Source organism: Actinoallomurus soli, from assembly GCF_024055715.1.
Taxonomy (GTDB): Bacteria; Actinomycetota; Actinomycetes; order Streptosporangiales; family Streptosporangiaceae; genus Actinoallomurus; species Actinoallomurus soli.
The window spans coordinates 224,862-242,446 of sequence record NZ_JAMXMV010000010.1 but is presented as its reverse complement, the minus strand read 5'-3'; the positions used below and the strand labels follow the sequence as shown (position 1 = coordinate 242,446).

The window sequence follows — 17,585 nt, the reverse complement described above, 5'->3', positions numbered from 1 at the left end:
CCCCGACCGGGGGACCGTGATGACCGAAGAGGACCTGATTCCGAAGTCCGGGGGGCTGTTCTTCGTCGGGAACGCCACCACCGTGATCCGGTACGGCGGGTTCACCCTGCTGACCGACCCCAATTTCATCCGCCGGGGCCAGAAGGTCCACCTCGGCTGGGGCATCATGACCACGCGGCTCCTGGATCCGGCGATCTCCGTGGACCGCCTGCCGCCGCTGGACGGCATCGTCCTGTCCCACCTGCACGGCGATCACTGGGACCGGGTGGCGCGGCGGAACCTCGACAAGGAGCTGCCGATCGTCACCACGACCCACGCGGCACGGCGGCTGAAGCCGCAGGGCTTCGGGAACTCCTACGGCCTGCGCACCTGGGACGAGCACGAGTTCGTCAAGGGCGACCGGGTCGTGCGGATCACCTCGGCCCCCGGGCGGCACGCGCCGGGGCCGTTCCAGCTGATGCTCCCGCCGGTGATGGGCAGCATCCTGGAGTTCGGGTCGCGGGGCGGGCGGGTCGACCTCCGGATGTACATCAGCGGCGACACCCTGATGTACGACGACCTCGCTGAGATCCCGCGCCGCTACCCGGACATCGACGTCGGCGTGGTGCACCTCGGCGGCACGAAGATCCTCGACACGCTGCTGGTCACCATGGACGGCAGGCAGGGCGCGGACTGGGTGGAACTGGTGAACGCCGCCCGCGTCGTCCCGATCCACCACAACGACTACACGGTGATGAAGTCCCCGCTGTCGGACTTCGACGGGGAGATCCGCCGGCGCGGCCTCCAGGACCGGGTCCAGGTCGTGCAGCGCGGAACGGTCATCGAGCTCTGACCAAGGAGCCCCGCCGGTGAGCGGCGCGGCCGCCGTTCACCGGCGGGATCGCGGTTCACCGGCGGGATCGCGGTTCACCGGCGGGATCGCCGTTCCCGGCGGGGCCGGCGCGTTCACCGGTGGCGCCGGCCCGCTCAGCCCTCGCGCCAGTCCGCGGACTGCAGGGCCCCCGCCGCCTGCGGTCCCATCAGCCCCAGCGCGCCGTCGACGAACAACGACGCCCCCGTGACGTACGAGGCCGAGGGGTCGGCGAGGAACGCGATCGCGGCGGCGACCTCCCGCGCGTGACCCGGCCGGCCGAGCGGGTAGCCGGGCCGGCTGCCGGGCTCGGGCGGCTGGTCCGCCTGGCCGGTCATCGGTGTGGCGATCTCACCCGGCGCGATCGTGTTCGCGGTGATCCCGTACGCCGACAGCTCCAGCGCCAGGACACGGGTCAGCATCTTCAGCCCGCCCTTGGCGGCGCAGTACGGGCCGGAGCCCACGCGCGGATACTCCTCGTGGACGCTCGTGACGTTGACGATCCGTCCGCCGCCGCCCTGGTCGATCATCCAGCGGGCGGCGCGCTGCGAGCACAGGAACGCCCCGTCGAGGTCCACCGAGACGACGGAGCGCCACTCGTCGTAGTCCATCTCCAGGACGGGGCGGCTGCTGCCGGTCCCGGCGTTGTTCACCAGCACCCCGACGCCGCCGAGCTCGTCGGCCAGTTCGTCCACCACCCGCGCGGCGACGACCGGGTCGGTGAGGTCGTGGCGGCGCACGGCGCAGTTCCGGCCGAGGCCACGGACCTCCTCGGCCGTGCCCTTCGCGCCGTCCTCGTCGGAGTGGAAGGTGATCCCGACGTCGTAGCCGCGCTCGGCCAGCACGACCGCGGTCGCCTTGCCGATGCCGGAGTCGGCGCCGGTGATGACGGCGATGCGCGGGTATTCGGTCATGGACACGGGTGCTTCTGGTCGGCTCATGCGCCGCCCCTACCCAGCGCCCCGGCCGCCACTCCGGTCAGCCGCTCAGCGGAGCGAGCAGGCCCTCCTCCAGCACCGTCCCGGCCAGCAGCTCCTTGTAGCCGACCTCGTCGAACACCACGGTGAGACGGCCCTCCTTGGCGCCGAGAACGGTGCCGCGTCCCCAATCCTGGTGCTCGACCCGGGCACCGGGCGCGAACGCCGGGCGTTCGGAGTCGGCGGGGGTGGAGCTCCCCGACGCGCAGTTGTCGCAGTTCCCGCACGGATCCTCGACCACCTCGCCGAAGTAGCGCAGCAGGAAGCGGCGGCGGCAGTCGGTCAGCTCGGCGTACCGGCGCATCATCTCGACGCGGGAGCGTTCCACCGTACGGTGCTTCTCGGCGATCTCGCGGGCGAGGGCGGCGGCCTCTGCCGGCGGCGGCGCGTCGGGGAGCGGCTCGACGCGCCGCCGCAGCCGCAGCGCGCCGGCCGTCTCCAGCAGGTTGAGCAGCGCGGTGACGCGCCGGTCCGACAGGTCCACGCGGCGGGCCAGGTCGCGCCGGGAGACCGGCCCGTCGACCGCCGCGGCGACGCGGGCCAGCAGCTCCTCGTCGGGCAGGCCCCCGGCGAAGAAGTGGCGCAGTCCGAGGTCCTCCGGTCGGTAGAGGCAGATCGCCTCCGCGGGGTCGCCGTCCCGGCCGGCCCGGCCGATCTCCTGGTAGTACTCGTCCAGCGACCCCGGCACCGAGGCGTGGACGACGAAGCGCACGTCGGGCCGGTCGATGCCCATCCCGAAGGCGCTGGTCGCGACGATCGTCTCGCCGTCCATGAACGCCTGCTGGGTCTCGGCCCGCTCGGTCTTGCGCAGCCCGGCGTGGTACGCCCGGACCCCGAGCCGCTCGGCGTACTCCTCGGTCTCCCGGCGGGTCGCGGCGTACACGATGCCGGAGCCGGGCAGTCGGCGGGCCAGGTCGACGACGGCGGCCGCCTTCTCGTCGGCGTCGTGGAACATCGTCACCGACAGGCGGATCTCGGGCCGGTCGAAGCCGCGGATGATCCGTGCCGGGTCGCGCAGCCGCAGCCGCTCGGCGATCTCCTCCCGCACGGGGGGCGCCGCCGTCGCGGTCAGAGCGGCGACCACGGGCCGGTGCGGCAGCCCCTCGACGATGCCGCCGATGCGGAGGTAGTCCGGGCGGAAGTCGTGGCCCCAGGCGGAGACGCAGTGCGCCTCGTCGATCGCGATGAGGGCGGGCGGGGCCTCGGCCAGCACGGCGCGCACGTCGGGCCGGGCGAGCTGCTCCGGCGCGAGGAAGACGAAGCCCGTCGCCCCCTCGCGGAGCAGGGCGTACGCCTGGTCGCGGCGTTTCTCACCGACGGTCGCGTTGACGCTGATCGCGGTGAGTCCCTGCTCCCGCAGCCCCTGCGCCTGGTCCCGCTGCAGGGACAGCAGGGGCGACACGACGACCGCCGGTCCGCCGAGGGCGACGGCCGCCAGCTGGTAGATCGCCGACTTTCCCGCGCCGCTCGGCATGACCACGAGGCAGTCGCGGCCCTGGACCAGCTCCTTGACCGCCTCCTCCTGCGCGGGCCGCAGCGCGTCGATGCCGAGCCGCGTGCCGGCGATCTCTCCTAGATTCCGAATCCCCGTCATGCGGGCAGGGCTACCCCGGAACGACCTGGGAGAACGCGGCACGGCCACCCGGTTCAGCCGCCGATGGCCAGCAGGCCGGCGACGCCCAGGGCGTACAGCGCGAGCACCGTACGGCTGTCCACGCCCATGCGGAGCCGGTCGCGCCGGGGCCGGAAGATCAGCCCCGCCATGTAGACCAGCGTGAGCAGGGAGCCGAGCGCGGTGAGGTAGATGTCCGACCGGTGCGCGTCGGGCAGCACCGGCCGGCCGGAGATCAGCGACGCGACGAGGAACAGCACCGGCAGGAAGGCGTTCCCGCCGAAGATGTCGCTGATCGCCAGCTGGTGGTCGCCCATCCGGACGGAGGTCAGCCCGGTGCTGATCTCCGGGAGCGAGGTGGCGGCCGCGAGCACGGTGGCGCCGAAGGCGACGCCGCTCATGCCCAGCCGGCCGAAGAACTCCTCGCCGCTGCGCTCGATGACCACGCCCGCGACCAGGGTGGCGATCGCGGCGAGGCCGAAGATCAGCGCGGCGTGCCGGGTTCCGATCCCCGAGGAGGTGGCCTGCGCCTCCTTCTTCGTCTTCGAGTGGCCCTTCCGCTCGGGCTGGGTGTCGGGGGCGTCACCGCCCTCGTGCCACGGCAGGCCCCGGCCGGCCCGCCTGAGCAGCAGCAGACCGGCCACCCAGACGACGGCGATCAGGACGGAGGCGGGGTCGAGCCGGGCGAAGTGGAGGTCGCCGGGCAGCTGGGTGCCCATGACGACCACCGCCAGCACCGCGACCACGAGCGCGCCTTCCAGGACGAGGCTGAGGCTCGCCGCGACGTACGTCAGCGGCGCGCCGGCGTCGGCGACGTCCAGGACGACCAGGACGACGGTCTGCGCCGCGATGCCGCCGAGGATGTTGCCGACCGCGACGTCGAGGTGGTGGGACAGCGCGGCGCTCACGGTGATCGCCGCCTCCGGCAGGTTGGTCGCGACCGCCAGGAGGATCAGGCCGCCGAGCGCGCTGCCCAGGTGCAGGCGTTCGGACAGGACGTCGGTCGTGTCGGACAGCCGTATCCCGGCGTACCAGATGACTCCGGCACTGAGCAGGAACAGGACGAGCAACACCAACGATGGCAGATCACCCATGAAGAGCGCTTTGCCCGAAGATTGCTGCTTCATGCAATGATCGCCGCGTCACGTGCCGACCCGGATGCCGCGAATTTCGGTGGCGCAGGTGGGAACAACGGCTCACCGGGTCCTGTTACATCTCACGTGGCCGGTGTGCCTGGTGTCCCCGGGCCTCACCTATCGCCTTCGCGGACTACCGTTCGGCTGGAGCCGCGTTGTGCCTTTCGCCGAGAGGCGACCCGCACACCGGTACACACATCGAGGGCCCCGCCGGGCGACGTTCCGGCGGGGCCCTCGTCCTTCCCCGGTTCGACGTCCGCGTCGATCCCGTCCGCGCGCAGCGGGCGCATGAGGTGCTCGATCTCGTTCGCCCGGCCGGCCTCCGCCTCCAGCCGCCACAGTCTGCGCAGCGCGATGCCCTCCCGCAGTGCCCAGGGACAGATCTCCAGGCGGCGCACCCCCAGGGCGGCCATGATCTCGTCGGCGACGACGGCGCCGGCCAGGATGTGGCGGGCGCGGGCGCGCGAGACCCCCTTGAGCCGCGCGCGCTCCTCGGTGGTCCGCGCCGCCAGGCCGGCGATCCGCCGTCGCAGGGCCCGGCGCTCGAGCGCCCGGCGGCCGTCCGGCCCGCGCTCCCCGCAGAGCTTGGCGAGCTGGGTGAAGATCTTCGACGTCGCGACCGCGTGGTGGCCGGAGGACCCGTCGGTCAGCCGGTCGACGCCGTACGCGGCCAGCCGCTCCGCGACGTGGGCGCGGAGCCGTTCGAGCTGCCGCCGGTCCGGCGGGTCGCCGGACAGCAGCTCCCGCGTGAGCCGGCCCGCGCCGAGCGGCATCGACAGCGCCGCGTCCGCCTCGGCCCCGTCCCCGGTGGCGATCTCCATCGAGCCGCCGCCGATGTCGGCCAGCAGGATCGGCCCGACGGACCAGCCGTACCAGGCGCGCACGGCCAGGAAGGTCAGGCGCGCCTCGTCGGGGCCGGTCAGGAACCCCAGCTCCACGCCCGTCTCCTCGGCGACCCGGGCGAGGACCTCCTCCCGGTTGGGCGCGTCGCGGATCGCGGACGTCACGAAGGGGAGAAGCTCGGCGGCGCCGATCCGCGCCGCCGCGTCGGCGGCCGCGGCCACCGACGCCACCACCCGGTCGGCCTCCGCCCGCCCGAGCCGGCCATCGGCCGGGATCGCCCCGCCCAGCCGTGTCGGCTTCTTGACGGAGACGACGGTCCGTACGGGGCAGCCCGGGACGAGGTCGACGACCTTGAGATGGGCGGCATTGGACCCGACGTCCAAGATGGCGGTGCGCATGATCGCTTCAGTACCCGGCTGCCGCGGAGCGAAGCACTTTGCCCGATTCATGCGCCGCCGAAACGTCGGTTACGGCACGGGCTGGACTAAGGTTCCTTCCATGGCGGCGGATCAGGAGACCGTACGGGTCGATGTGTGGATCTGGTCGGTGCGGCTCGTCAAGACCCGCTCGCTGGCCACGGCCGCCTGCCGGGCCGGCCACGTCCGGGTCAACGACGAGCGCGTCAAGCCCGCCGCCGCCGTGAAACCCGGAGATCAGGTGCGGGTGCGCCTGGCCGGGCGCGAACGCGTCGTCGTCGTGCGCCGCGTCGTACGCAAACGCGTCGGCGCGCCCGTCGCCGTCGAGTGCTACACCGACCACAGCCCGCCGCCGCCCCCGCGCGAGGCGCTGCTCCCGATCGCGCGCCGCGAACGCGGTGCCGGACGGCCCACCAAGCGGGACCGCCGGGAGATCGAGCGGCTGCTCGGCCGGGGGCCCGGCCGCGGCTGACCACGCCGCCGGCGCCCGCAGGCTCCGTCAGCGCACGCTGACGGCGGTGACGCCGCGCATCGTGGGGACGAGGACCAGCGACCCGGCGAGGGTCGGCGAGGCGAACCGGCTGACCTCTCCGATCCGGTGCGAGGCCAGCGAACGCCCGTCGGACTCGGCCAGGGCGTGCAGGACGCCGGCGTCGGTGTCGAGGGTCCACACCGCGCCGCCGCCGACCACGGGTGAGCCCTTGACGTTGCCCGGCGCCCGCCAGGCCCGGCGCAGAGCGTCGCCGCCGGTGACGTCCACGCGCTGCAGGCCCTCCTCGCAGGGCAGGAAGACCGAGGAGCCGTCCCGCGCCATGCCGCCGAAGGAGACGCAGCCGTGCAGGGAGGCGCGCTGGCCGCCGACGCCGCCGAGATCGTGGCCGTCGAGGAGGTAGACGTCGCCGGTCTTCCCGGCGATCATCACCCGGTCGCCGGGCAGCAGGAGGGGGCCGGTCGAGCCGAGGTCCTGGTCCGCGCTGTTCTCCGAGCCCCAGTTCTTCGGCGCGAAGTACGACAGGCGGCGGGACAGGTCGGCCGACAGCCGCAGCACCGAATCGCTGCCGTCGTACGCGCCGCCCAGGCTCGCGCCGTTCCCGACGGCCACGTAGACGTCGCCGGACGCGCCGACGGCCGGGCCGGACGGCGCCCACATGCCGCCCATCCGGCGCGTCGGGACCGCGTAGGACGCGACGTCCCCGCCGCCGTCGGCGCGCGCGGCGGCGACGTAGCCGACGTAGTTCCCGCAGTCGCCGTCGAGCCCGCCGAACGGGACGTACACCCGGCCGCCGGCGACCGCCAGGGCCCCGCGCTGCTGCTCGGACGTACGGTCCCGGCCGGGCACGACGTCGAGGTCGCGCCTGAGGCGCACCCGTCCGTCCGCGGCGTTCAGGCCGACGAGGGCGTGCCGCCCGCCGGTCGTCTCGGCGGCGACGAACACCGTGCGGGTGCCCGGGTCGTACGCCGGGGTCCCCGTGATCCCGAGCGGGTCGATGTTGCCGCACGGGAGCGCCGACCGGGGCACGGGCGTGCCGAGGCGCCGCCGCCAGACCTGCCGCCCCGTCGCGAGGTCCAGCGCGTAGACGGTGTCGTTCTCCGTCCCGACGTACGCGGTGCCGCCCACGACGATCGGCTGTCCGTACACCGCCCCGTCGAGGCCCGCCGTCCACGCGTCGCCGAGCGTGCGCGGCGCGGGGAACCCGGCGGCGAACCCCGCCCGGTCGTTCGCGCCGTGGTACGTCGGCCAGGAGACCGCCGGGCGCACGGGCGCCGGGGCGGTCCCGGCGGGCGCCGGTGCGGTGCTGTCCGCCCGGGACCCCCCACCGGAGCCGCACGCCGTCGCGGCGGTGAGGACGATCAGTGCGGCGCCGTACGCGACCCTGCCCATGCGCCCATTCTCACCGCGCCGGGCGGCCATCACACGGCGATCGGCCGTTCAAGAGCCTCCGACCGCCCGTGCACTCGCCGGACGACGGCTCAGCGGGGTTCGGGCAGCGCGGCGCCGGGCCGCAGGTGGACCATGGTCGTCGTTCCGTCCTCGGCGACGATCCGGATGTCGGAGCGTCCGGGCGCCGGCACGGCCGCGTCGACCTCGACGGGGCGGTGGATCATGCGGCGGAGCAGGACCGGGGACCGCGCCGAGTTGCCGCCGACCCCGATGACGATCACATCGTCCTTCCGGTCGTACGAGGCGTAGGTGAACGGCAGGCGCTCGGTTTCGTACTGGTCGCCGAAGTCCGTGTCGAACAGTTCGATGGCGGTGATGTCCCCCTGGTGGTCCGCGCTCAGCTGGTCGAAGAAACCGGCCCAGCCGTTCCGGTCGATCATCTTTGGCTCTGTCATCTCGATCACCTTTGTTCCTCCGCGGGAAAGAGGCCGTGGACGGCCAGGGCCACCGCGACGCCCGTGGCGGCGCCGGCAGCCACGTCCCCGGGGTAGTGCGCGCCGGTGTAGACGCGGGAGTAGGCGACCAGCGAGGCCAGCGCCGCGACCGGAACGCTCACCCGCCACGGCGCCTCGCACGCCAGCGTCGTCGCGAAGGCCGCCGCGCCCGCGCTGTGACCCGACGGGAATCCCGGCGAGTCGGGGACCCGGCCCGGCCGCCGCCGGCTCAGCGTCTCGGGAGGCCGCTCCCGGTGGAACACGTAGATCCGTACGCCGTTGGCGAGCGTTCCCGCGACGGACATCGCCAGCGCCGCGCGCACGGCGGCGCGCCGTGACCGCCGGCCGCCACCGGCCCGCAGGGTGCCCGCGATCAGCCACCACACGAGAAGCTGGTCGGCGACGCGCGAGGCCCGCGGCATGACCTCGTCCAGTGCCGCGCAGCCGGCGGAGGTCACCGCCCTCATCACGCGCTCGTCGACCCGGCGTACCCACCGCACCCGTCTCTCCTCCGTCCCGACGACCCGTACCTCCGCTGAGGGCCTACCCCGAGCGGCCGTCCGGATGCGGAGATCGCCCAGGTGAGGGGCATGACACCCGGTTCCGGCCGATTCATCGAAGCGCAGGTCAAAAGTCCGTAAAGGGATCAGTGCGGTGTGTAAGGAGAGTCTCCACGGGAAGCGAGGCGTGGGTAGACCGGCGACCGAAAGGGAGGCCAAGAGGCGGATGGGCGTGCGCACCTGGATCAAGGAGTGGCCGGTCTACCGGCAGTTCACCGACGGCGACCGGCTCAGCCGCGGCGCCGCCGCGATGTCCGCCACCACCCGGGGGCTGCGTCCGCGAACCGAGACCGCGGACAAGGTCGTCAAGTCCGTCTGCCCGTACTGCGCGGTCGGCTGCGCCCAGAACGTCTACGTGAAGGACGACAAGGTCGTGCAGATCGAGGGCGACCCCGACTCGCCGGTCAGCCGGGGCCGGCTGTGCCCGAAGGGCTCGGCGTCGCTGCAGCTGACCACCGGCGACGCCCGGCGCTACGAGGTCCTGTACCGGCGGCCGCACGGCACCGACTGGGAGCGGCTCGACCTGGACACCGCCATGGACATGGTCGTCGACCGGATCCTGGAGACCCGGCGCCGGACGTGGGAGTGGGAGGCCGACGGCAAGCGCGTCAACCGGACCCTCGGGATCGCCAGCCTCGGCGGCGCGACGCTCGACAATGAGGAGAACTACCTCATCAAGAAGCTGTTCACGGCGCTGGGCATCATCCAGGTCGAGAACCAGGCGCGGGTCTGTCACAGCTCCACGGTGGCCGGGCTCGGCACGACGTTCGGCCGGGGCGGGGCGACGACCTTCCTGCAGGACCTGCAGAACGCCGACTGCATCATCATCGAGGGCTCCAACTTCGCCGAGTGCCATCCCGTCGGCTTCCAGTGGGTGATGGAGGCCAAGGCGCGCGGCGCGACGGTCATCCACGTGGACCCGCGCTTCACGCGCACGAGCGCGCTGGCCGACCTGCACGTGCCCATCCGCGCCGGCAGCGACATCGCGTTCCTCGGCGGGATGATCAACTATGTCCTGAGCAACGAGGCCGACTTCCGGGAGTTCGTCCTGGAGTACACCAACGCCGCGGCCATCGTGAGCGAGGAGTTCGAGGACACCGAGGACCTCGACGGCGTGTTCTCCGGGCTGCACGAGGACACCCGCCACTACGACGTCACGACGTGGCAGTACGAGGGCACCGAGGTGCAGGCCGCCTCCGGCGAGCGCGACTCGCTGTACGAGGAGCGCACCGGGAACGGTCAGAGCGTCGCCGCCTCCGGCCGGTCGGAGTCGCACGGCTCCGGCGGCCCGGCGATCTCCGGTGAGGCGCGGCGGGACCCGACGCTGACGCATCCGCGCTGCGTCTACCAGATCCTCAAGCGGCACTTCGCCCGCTACACCCCGGAGATGGTGGAGGAGACCTGCGGCATCCCGCGCGAGACGTTCCTGCGCGTGTGCCGGACCCTGGTGGAGAACTCCGGCCGCGACCGTACGAGCGAGTTCGTCTACGCGGTCGGCTGGACGCAGCACACGATGGGCGCGCAGTTCATCCGCGCCGCGTCCATCCTGCAGCTCCTCCTCGGCAACATGGGCCGGCCGGGCGGCGGCATCCAGGCGCTGCGCGGGCACGCGTCCATCCAGGGCTCCAGCGACATCCCGACCCTGTACAACCTGCTGCCCGGCTACATCCCCATGCCGCACGCCCACGAGCACGAGGACCTGGACACCTTCGTCGAGGCGGTCCGCACCGACAAGGGCTACTGGTCGAACATGCGCGCCTACGCCGTCAGCCTGCTCAAGGCGTACTTCGGCGAGGCGGCGACGGCCGACAACGACTACTGCTTCGGCCACCTGCCGCGGCTGACCGGCTCGCACAGCACGTACGAGACGGTGCAGGCCCAGCTCGACGGCACGTGCAAGGGCTACTTCCTCCTGGGGGAGAACCCGGCGGTCGGCTCGGCCAACGGCCGGATGCAGCGCCTGGGCATGGCGAACCTGGACTGGCTCGTCGTCCGCGACTTCTCCCTCATCGAGTCGGCCACCTGGTGGAAGGACGGCCCGGAGATCGAGACCGGCGAGCTGCGGACCGAGGACATCGCCACCGAGGTGTTCTTCTTCCCCGCCGCCGCGCACACCGAGAAGGCCGGGTCGTTCACGAACACGAACCGGATGCTGCAGTGGCACTTCGCGGCCAAGGAGCCCGACGGCGACGCCCGCAGCGACCTGTGGTTCATGTACCACCTGGGCCGGCGCATCAAGGAGCGGCTGGCGGGCTCCGCCGACCCCATGGACCGGCCGCTTCTCGACCTGGCCTGGGACTACCCGACCGAGGGCACCATCGCCGAGCCGAACGCCGAGGCGATCCTCGCCGAGATCAGCGGCAGCCACGTCGGCGGCCGCCCGCTCGACGGGTACGACCAGCTCCGCGACGACGGGTCGACGTCCTGCGGCTGCTGGATCTACTGCGGCGTCCACGCCGACGGCGTCAACCAGGCGGCCCGGCGCAAGCCGTACACCGAGCAGGACTGGATGGCCCTGGAGTGGGGCTGGGCCTGGCCCGCCAACCGGCGCATCCTCTACAACCGCTGCTCCGCCGACCCCGAGGGCAAGCCGTGGAGCGAGCGCAAGGCGCTCGTGTGGTGGGACGCCGAGCAGGGCCGCTGGACCGGCCACGACATCCCCGACTACGTCGCGGACCGGCCGCCGTCCTACCGTCCGCCCGAGGGTGCGACCGGCGTCGAGGCGATCAGCGGCGTCGACCCGTTCATCATGCAGGCCGACGGCAAGGCCTGGCTGTACGCGCCCGCCGGCCTGACCGACGGCCCGCTGCCCACGCACTACGAGCCGCAGGACTCGCCGGTGCGCAATCCGCTGTACGAGGGGCAGCAGCGCAACCCGGTCCGGCAGGTCTTCTCCCGGCCGGAGAACCGCTTCCACCCCGGCCCCGGCGAGAAGGGCGCGGAGGTCTTCCCGTACGTCGTCACGACCTACCGGCTCACCGAGCACTTCACCGCGGGCGGCATGACCCGCTGGTCGCCGTACCTGGCGGAGCTGCAGCCCGCGTTCTTCTGCGAGGTGTCGCCGGAGCTCGCCGCCGAACGCAGCCTGGAGCACGGCGGCTGGGCGCACCTGGTCACCGCGCGCGGCGTCGTCGAGGCGCGCGTCCTGGTGACCGAGCGGATGACGCCCCTCACCGTCGGCGGCCGCACGGTGCACCAGATCGGGCTGCCGTACCACTGGGGGTCGAACGGCTACACGACCGGCGACTCCGCCAACGACCTGTCGGCCGTCGCCCTCGACCCGAACGCCCACATCCAGGAGGTGAAGGCGCTCAGCGCCGACATCAGACCGGGCCGCCGCCCGCGCGGCCCCGCCGTGCCGCGCCTGCTCGCCGAGTACCACCGCCGCGCCGGCATCACGGAGGAGACCGGAATGGAGGTCCGCGGATGACCGAGTCCCTCATCGGACGCAACCTGCTGGCCGGGAACGAGCCCGACCCGGCCGGGGACGCCGGCCACCGCGACCACCCGCCGCGCGTCGGGTTCTTCACCGACACCTCGGTGTGCATCGGCTGCAAGGCGTGCGAGGTCGCCTGCAAGGAGTGGAACGCCATCCCCGAGGACGGCCTCGAGCTCACCGGCATGTCCTACGACAACACCCAGGGCCTGGGCGCCTCCACGTGGCGGCACGTCGCCTTCATCGAACAGCGCAAGCCCCTCGGGAACGCCGAGGCCGGCGTAGCGCACGAGGACGGCGTCGCGCAGGAGGCCGGCGTCGCGCGCGAAGACGGCCTCGCGCACGAGGACGGCGACGCCACGGACCTGCGCTGGCTCATGGCCTCGGACGTGTGCAAGCACTGCACGCACGCCGCCTGCCTCGACGTCTGCCCGACCGGCGCGCTGTTCCGCACCGAGTTCGGCACCGTTGTCGTCCAGGAGGACGTCTGCAACGGCTGCGGCTACTGCGTGCCCGCCTGCCCCTACGGAGTGATCGACCAGCGGAAGGAGGACGGCCGGGTCTGGAAGTGCACGATGTGCTACGACCGGCTCGGCGCGGGCCAGGAGCCGGCCTGCGCCAAGGCCTGCCCGACCCAGTCGATCCAGTTCGGCCCGCTCGACGAGCTGCGGGCCCGCGCCGACGAGCGTGTGCGGCAGCTGCACGAGATCGGGGTCACCGACGCGCGCCTGTACGGCCGTGACCCGGATGACGGGGTCGGCGGCGACGGCGCGTTCTTCCTCCTCCTCGACGAACCCGAGGTGTACGGGCTGCCGCCGGACCCGGTCGTCACCACCCGCGACCTGCCCTCGATGTGGCGGCACGCCGGCGTCGCCGCACTGACCCTGCTCGGCGGGCTGGCCGCCGTGTTCGCCGCCCACGGTCGGCCGGAAGGGAAGCGATGAGCGAGTCGGACGTCACGAAGGACGGGATCCGCGGCGAGCGCCCGGACCGCGAGGCCCTGGTCGGCAAGGGCATGCCCCGCCGCCGTAAGGGCCGGCGGGGCGAGCGGGCCATGGTGCCGGAGGCGAAGTTCACCTCCTACTACGGCAAGCCCGTCCTGAACCCCCCGACCTGGGAGCCGCTCGACATCGCCGGGTACTTCTTCCTCGGCGGCCTCGCGGGCGCCGGGTCGGTGCTCGCCGCCGGCGCCCAGCTCACCGGCCGCCGCAGCACCGCGCGGGCGCTGAAGATCTCCTCCCTCGTGGCGATCACCGGCTCGGCCGCCGCCCTGGTCCACGACCTCGGCAGGCCGGAGCGGTTCGCCAACATGCTGCGCGTCCTCAAGCCGACCTCGCCGATGAGCGTCGGCTCGTGGCTGCTGGCGGCGTACGGCCCGGCGGCCGGCGCGGCGGCGGTCCTGGACGTCACCGGGTTCCTCCCACGCCTGGGCCGCGCGGCGACCGCCGGAGCGGCGGCCCTCGGCCCGGCGGTGGCCGCCTACACCGCCGTGCTCGCCGCCGACACCGCCGTGCCCGCCTGGCACGGCGGCTACCGGGAGCTGCCCTTCGTCTTCGTCGGCTCCGCGGCCGCCGCCGCGTCGGGCATGGCGCTGATCACCTCCCCGGCGCGGGAGAACGCCCCCGCGCGCAGCGCCGCCGTCCTCGGCGTCGCGCTGGAGACCGCCGCCGCCAAGGTGATGGAACGCCGGCTCGGGCTGGTCGGCGAAACGTACCGGCAGGGCAGGGCCGGACGGCTGATGCGGGCCGCCGAGGCGCTGTCCGTGCTCGGCGCGGCCGGCGCGGCCCTCGGCGGACGCCGCCGTACGACGGCGGTCCTCAGCGGAGCCGCGCTCCTGGCCGCCTCGGCCTGCACGCGGTTCGGCGTCTTCCACGCCGGAACGCAGTCGGCGGAGGACCCCAAGTACACGGTCGTCCCGCAGCGTCAGCGTCTCGAGGCCGCCGGTTGACCGGCTGTTTGGGCTCCCTTTGAGTGGATAGCAGGCTGGTACGGCCCCGGAGGGCCGGTCGGTCGCGGGTGGGCGGAGGGTACGCATGGCGACGGTCGAGGATCGGGTACGGACTCCCACCAGCGAGGTGCTGGCGGAGCATTCGCTGGGCAGCCGCATCGGGGAGGTCCTGGGGACGACGGACCACAAGGTCGTCGGCTACCTGTACCTGGCGACGTCGTTCGCGTTCTTCCTGGCCGGCGGGCTGATGGCGATGATGATGCGGGCGGAGCTGCTTCAGCCGGGCCTGCAGGTCATGAACGAGCAGATGTACGACCAACTGTTCACGATCCACGGCACGGTGATGCTGCTGCTGTTCGCCACGCCCACCTTCGCGGGGTTCGCCAACGTCCTGGTGCCGTTGCAGATCGGCGCGCCCGACGTCGCCTTCCCCCGCCTCAACGCGCTCAGCTACTACTTCTTCCTGTTCGGCGGGCTGATGGTGCTGGGCGGCTTCCTGGCGCCCGGGGGCGCGGCGTCGTTCGGGTGGTTCGCCTACACGCCGCTGTCCGACTCCGTGCGGTCTCCGGGCGCCGGCGGTGACCTGTGGGCGATGGGGCTGATCCTGTCGGGCATGGGCACGATCCTGACCAGCGTCAACCTGATCACCACGATCATCTGCATGCGGGCGCCGGGCATGACGATGTTCCGGATGCCGATCTTCACCTGGAACAGCCTGTTCACCAGCATCCTGGTCCTGATGGCCTTCCCCGTCCTGACCGCCGCCCTGTTCGCGCTGGAGGCCGACCGCAAGCTCGGAGCGCACATCTACGATCCGGCGCACGGCGGGCCGCTCCTGTGGCAGCACCTGTTCTGGTTCTTCGGCCATCCGGAGGTCTACATCGTCGCGTTGCCGTTCTTTGGGATCATCACCGAGGTGATCCCCGTCTTCTCCCGCAAACCGGTCTTCGGCTACATCGGGATGGTGGCGGCGACGATCGCGATCACCGGCCTGTCGATGACGGTCTGGGCGCACCACATGTTCGCCACCGGTCAGGTGCTCCTGCCGTTCTTCTCCTTCATGTCGTACCTCATCGCGATCCCGACCGGCATCAAGTTCTTCAACTGGATCGGCACGATGTGGAAGGGGCATCTGCGGATGCAGACCCCGATGCTGTTCTCGGTCGGGTTCCTGGTGACGTTCCTGTTCGGCGGGCTGACCGGGGTCATCCTGGCCTCCCCGGCCCTGGACTTCCACCTCACCGACTCCTACTTCGTCGTCGCGCACATGCACTATGTGCTGTTCGGGACGGTGGTGTTCGCGACCTTCGCCGGGTTCTACTTCTGGTGGCCGAAGATGACCGGCAAGATGCTCAACGAGACCTGGGGCAAAATCCACTTCTGGACGCTGTTCGTCGGCTTCCAGACGACGTTCCTCGTCCAGCACTGGCTCGGGGCCGAGGGCATGCCCCGCCGCTACGCCGACTACCCCCACCGCTTCGCCGCGCTCAACATGATCTCCTCGATCGGCGCGTTCCTCCTCGGCGCCTCCACCCTCGCGTTCCTGTGGAACCTCTACCGCACCCACCGCTCGGGGGAGCGCGTCACCGTCGACGACCCCTGGGAGTTCGGCGGCTCGCTGGAGTGGGCGACCTCCTGCCCCCCGCCCCGGCACAACTTCCGCGCCATCGCCAAGATCCGCTCCACCCGCCCGGCCATCGACCTGCACTACCCGCGCCTCGGCCGCGCGCGGCCGGTCGAGGCGCGGGGCCCCGAGGACTAGGCGGCGTTCACCCTGCGACGGACCGCGCCGGCGAGGCGTCCCGTTCCTCCAGCTCCCGGCGCTCCTCCGGGGTCGGCACCTCGGCGGCGTACTTGGTGTAGGCCCGGTTCAGCCGGGACCGTACCTGGGCCATGATCCGGCGGGGCGTCGGCAGCGGGATGATGTGGTCGGGAAGGGCCTCGACCAGGTCGTCGGGGTGCACGGTCCGCGCGACCACGGCCCGCTCGCGCTCCGGCCGGTCGTGGGCCTCGACGTACTCCCCGTTCGGCAGGCGCTTGATCGTGCCGCTCTCGACGCCCTCGGTGACCTTGCGGGCGTCGGACCGCTGAAGGGACAGGCACAGCCGCCGGGTGACGGCGAACGCGACCACGGGGAAGACGAAGAAGCCCACGCGGAAGAACCAGGTGGTGTACTCCAGCGGGACCTTGAACGCCTCCGCGAGGACGTCGTTGCCGCCGGCCGCCCACAGGTTGCCGTACCAGGTGATCGCCGCGACGCCGAGGGCCGTACGGGTCGGCGCGTTCCGCGGCCGGTCGCACAGGTGGTGGGGCCGCGAGTCGCCGATCACCCAGCGCTCGAAGAACGGGTAGAGGCCGATGAGCGTGAAGAAGCACAGGGGCAGGACGGCGGCGGGCAGGAAGACGTTCCAGGCGATCGAGTGCCCCGCGAAGTCCCAGTCGATCCGGGGCATGATGCGCAGGGCGCCTTCGAGGAACCCGACGTACCAGTCCGGCTGGGCGCCCGAGGTGTCGGCGTCGGGCCGGTAGGGGCCGTACATCCAGATCGGGTTGATCTGCGCGAACGTGCCGAGCAGCGCGAGCGCTCCCAGGACGTACAGGAAGAACGCGATCGTGTGCGCGAGGAACTTCGGGTACGTCGGGGCGCCGACGACGTTCTGCTCGGTCTGCCGCTCACCCGGCCACTGCGTGTGCTTCTGGTGCCAGACGATCATCAGGTGCGCGCTGATCAGCGCGAGCAGGATCCCCGGGATGAGCAGGACGTGCACGGTGAACAGCCGGGGGATGAAGTCGTGGCCGGGGAACTCCCCGCCGAAGACGAAGAAGCTCAGGTAGGTGCCGACGAGCGGGATCGACAGCACGATGCCCTGCATGATGCGCAGGCCGGTGCCCGACAGCAGGTCGTCCGGCAGCGAGTAGCCCGCGAAGCCCTCGGCGACGGCGAGCGCGAACAGCGTCGTGCCGATCACCCAGTTGATCTCCCGTGGCTTGCGGAACGCGCCGGTGAAGAAGATCCGCATCAGGTGGACGCAGATCGCGGCGACGAACAGCATCGCGGCCCAGTGGTGGATCTGCCGCACGAGCAGGCCGCCGCGTACGTCGAAGGAGATGTGGACGGTGGAGGCGTACGCCTCGCTCACCTTCTCGCCGTGCAGGAACGCGTAGGACCCGGTGTAGACCGTCTCCGCCTGCGAGGGCTTGAAGAAGAGGGTGAGGAACACCCCGGTGAGGATGAGGGTGACGAAGCAGTAGAGCGCGATCTCGCCCAGCAGGAACGACCAGTGCTCGGGAAACGCCTTACGGATGTTCCGCCGGAGGAACGCCGCACTGCCGAGCCTCTCGTCCATCGCACGCTCGGTCCGCGCGACCGCGCTCGCCGCACGCCTGTTCACCGCCATGTGAGCTCCGTAGGGGGGTTGGATCTCCTGGCT

14 protein-coding genes are annotated in these 17,585 nt (G+C 72.3%); 6 read left to right on the top strand and 8 right to left on the bottom strand.

What is annotated here, in order from left to right:
• The first annotated feature begins 19 nt into the window (after positions 1-19).
• Positions 20-832, top strand: coding sequence for an MBL fold metallo-hydrolase (locus NDW01_RS25055; protein WP_252824234.1), 813 nt, complete (start codon positions 20-22; stop codon positions 830-832).
• 134 nt (positions 833-966) lie between these two features.
• Here NDW01_RS25055 and NDW01_RS25050 read toward each other — a convergent pair whose 3' ends face one another.
• The 4 genes from NDW01_RS25050 to NDW01_RS25035 all read right to left on the bottom strand — a co-directional run bounded on the left by NDW01_RS25050 (position 967) and on the right by NDW01_RS25035 (position 5,816).
• Positions 967-1,764 (bottom strand): SDR family oxidoreductase, encoded by a 798-nt coding sequence (locus NDW01_RS25050; RefSeq protein WP_252824456.1) that lies wholly within the window; start codon positions 1,762-1,764, stop codon positions 967-969.
• Positions 1,765-1,828: 64 nt separating this feature from the next.
• Positions 1,829-3,421 carry a RecQ family ATP-dependent DNA helicase gene (locus tag NDW01_RS25045; RefSeq protein ID WP_252824231.1) on the bottom strand — a complete coding sequence of 531 codons (1,593 nt, stop codon included), beginning with the start codon at positions 3,419-3,421 and terminating at the stop codon, positions 1,829-1,831.
• Positions 3,422-3,474: 53 nt separating this feature from the next.
• Positions 3,475-4,533, bottom strand: coding sequence for a sodium:calcium antiporter (locus NDW01_RS25040; protein ID WP_252824229.1), 1,059 nt, complete (start codon positions 4,531-4,533; stop codon positions 3,475-3,477).
• 155 nt (positions 4,534-4,688) lie between these two features.
• Entirely contained in the window at positions 4,689-5,816 is a 1,128-nt protein-coding gene (locus NDW01_RS25035; protein ID WP_252824226.1) for a Ppx/GppA phosphatase family protein, read from the bottom strand.
• 100 nt (positions 5,817-5,916) lie between these two features.
• Here NDW01_RS25035 and NDW01_RS25030 point away from each other — a divergent pair, with 100 nt between their 5' ends.
• The gene (locus NDW01_RS25030) at positions 5,917-6,306 is read left to right on the top strand and encodes an RNA-binding S4 domain-containing protein (protein WP_252824224.1); all 390 of its coding nucleotides are present in this window, start codon (positions 5,917-5,919) and stop codon (positions 6,304-6,306) included.
• A gap of 27 nt (positions 6,307-6,333) precedes the next feature.
• Here NDW01_RS25030 and NDW01_RS25025 read toward each other — a convergent pair whose 3' ends face one another.
• The 3 genes from NDW01_RS25025 to NDW01_RS25015 form a co-directional block, all read right to left on the bottom strand.
• The gene (locus NDW01_RS25025; RefSeq protein WP_252824222.1) at positions 6,334-7,716 is read right to left on the bottom strand and encodes an outer membrane protein assembly factor BamB family protein; all 1,383 of its coding nucleotides are present in this window, start codon (positions 7,714-7,716) and stop codon (positions 6,334-6,336) included.
• Between the two features lie 89 nt (positions 7,717-7,805).
• Complete coding sequence (locus NDW01_RS25020) at positions 7,806-8,171, bottom strand: DUF5335 family protein (protein ID WP_252824212.1); 366 nt, start codon at positions 8,169-8,171, stop codon at positions 7,806-7,808.
• 5 nt (positions 8,172-8,176) lie between these two features.
• Positions 8,177-8,710: a phosphatase PAP2 family protein gene (locus NDW01_RS25015; RefSeq protein ID WP_252824210.1), complete on the bottom strand. Its 534-nt coding sequence runs from the start codon at positions 8,708-8,710 to the stop codon at positions 8,177-8,179.
• A 226-nt stretch (positions 8,711-8,936) separates the two neighbouring features.
• Here NDW01_RS25015 and fdh point away from each other — a divergent pair, with 226 nt between their 5' ends.
• From fdh to ctaD, 4 genes are all read left to right on the top strand, one after another.
• A complete protein-coding gene (gene fdh / locus NDW01_RS25010; RefSeq protein ID WP_252824208.1) occupies positions 8,937-12,200 on the top strand; it encodes a formate dehydrogenase in 3,264 nt (1,087 codons plus the stop codon).
• A complete protein-coding gene (locus NDW01_RS25005) occupies positions 12,197-13,150 on the top strand; it encodes a 4Fe-4S dicluster domain-containing protein (RefSeq protein WP_252824199.1) in 954 nt (317 codons plus the stop codon). The genes fdh and NDW01_RS25005 overlap by 4 nt, the downstream gene beginning before the upstream one ends.
• On the top strand, positions 13,147-14,154 hold the full coding sequence (nrfD, locus tag NDW01_RS25000) for an NrfD/PsrC family molybdoenzyme membrane anchor subunit (protein WP_252824195.1): 1,008 nt from the start codon (positions 13,147-13,149) through the stop codon (positions 14,152-14,154). Before NDW01_RS25005 ends, nrfD begins: the two co-directional genes overlap by 4 nt.
• A gap of 85 nt (positions 14,155-14,239) precedes the next feature.
• Positions 14,240-15,916, top strand: coding sequence for an aa3-type cytochrome oxidase subunit I (gene ctaD, locus NDW01_RS24995; RefSeq protein WP_252824193.1), 1,677 nt, complete (start codon positions 14,240-14,242; stop codon positions 15,914-15,916).
• A 7-nt stretch (positions 15,917-15,923) separates the two neighbouring features.
• On the opposite strand, the gene qcrB is transcribed toward ctaD, so the two are convergent.
• Positions 15,924-17,552 carry a cytochrome bc1 complex cytochrome b subunit gene (qcrB, locus tag NDW01_RS24990; protein ID WP_252824191.1) on the bottom strand — a complete coding sequence of 543 codons (1,629 nt, stop codon included), beginning with the start codon at positions 17,550-17,552 and terminating at the stop codon, positions 15,924-15,926.
• Positions 17,553-17,585: the final 33 nt, after the last annotated feature.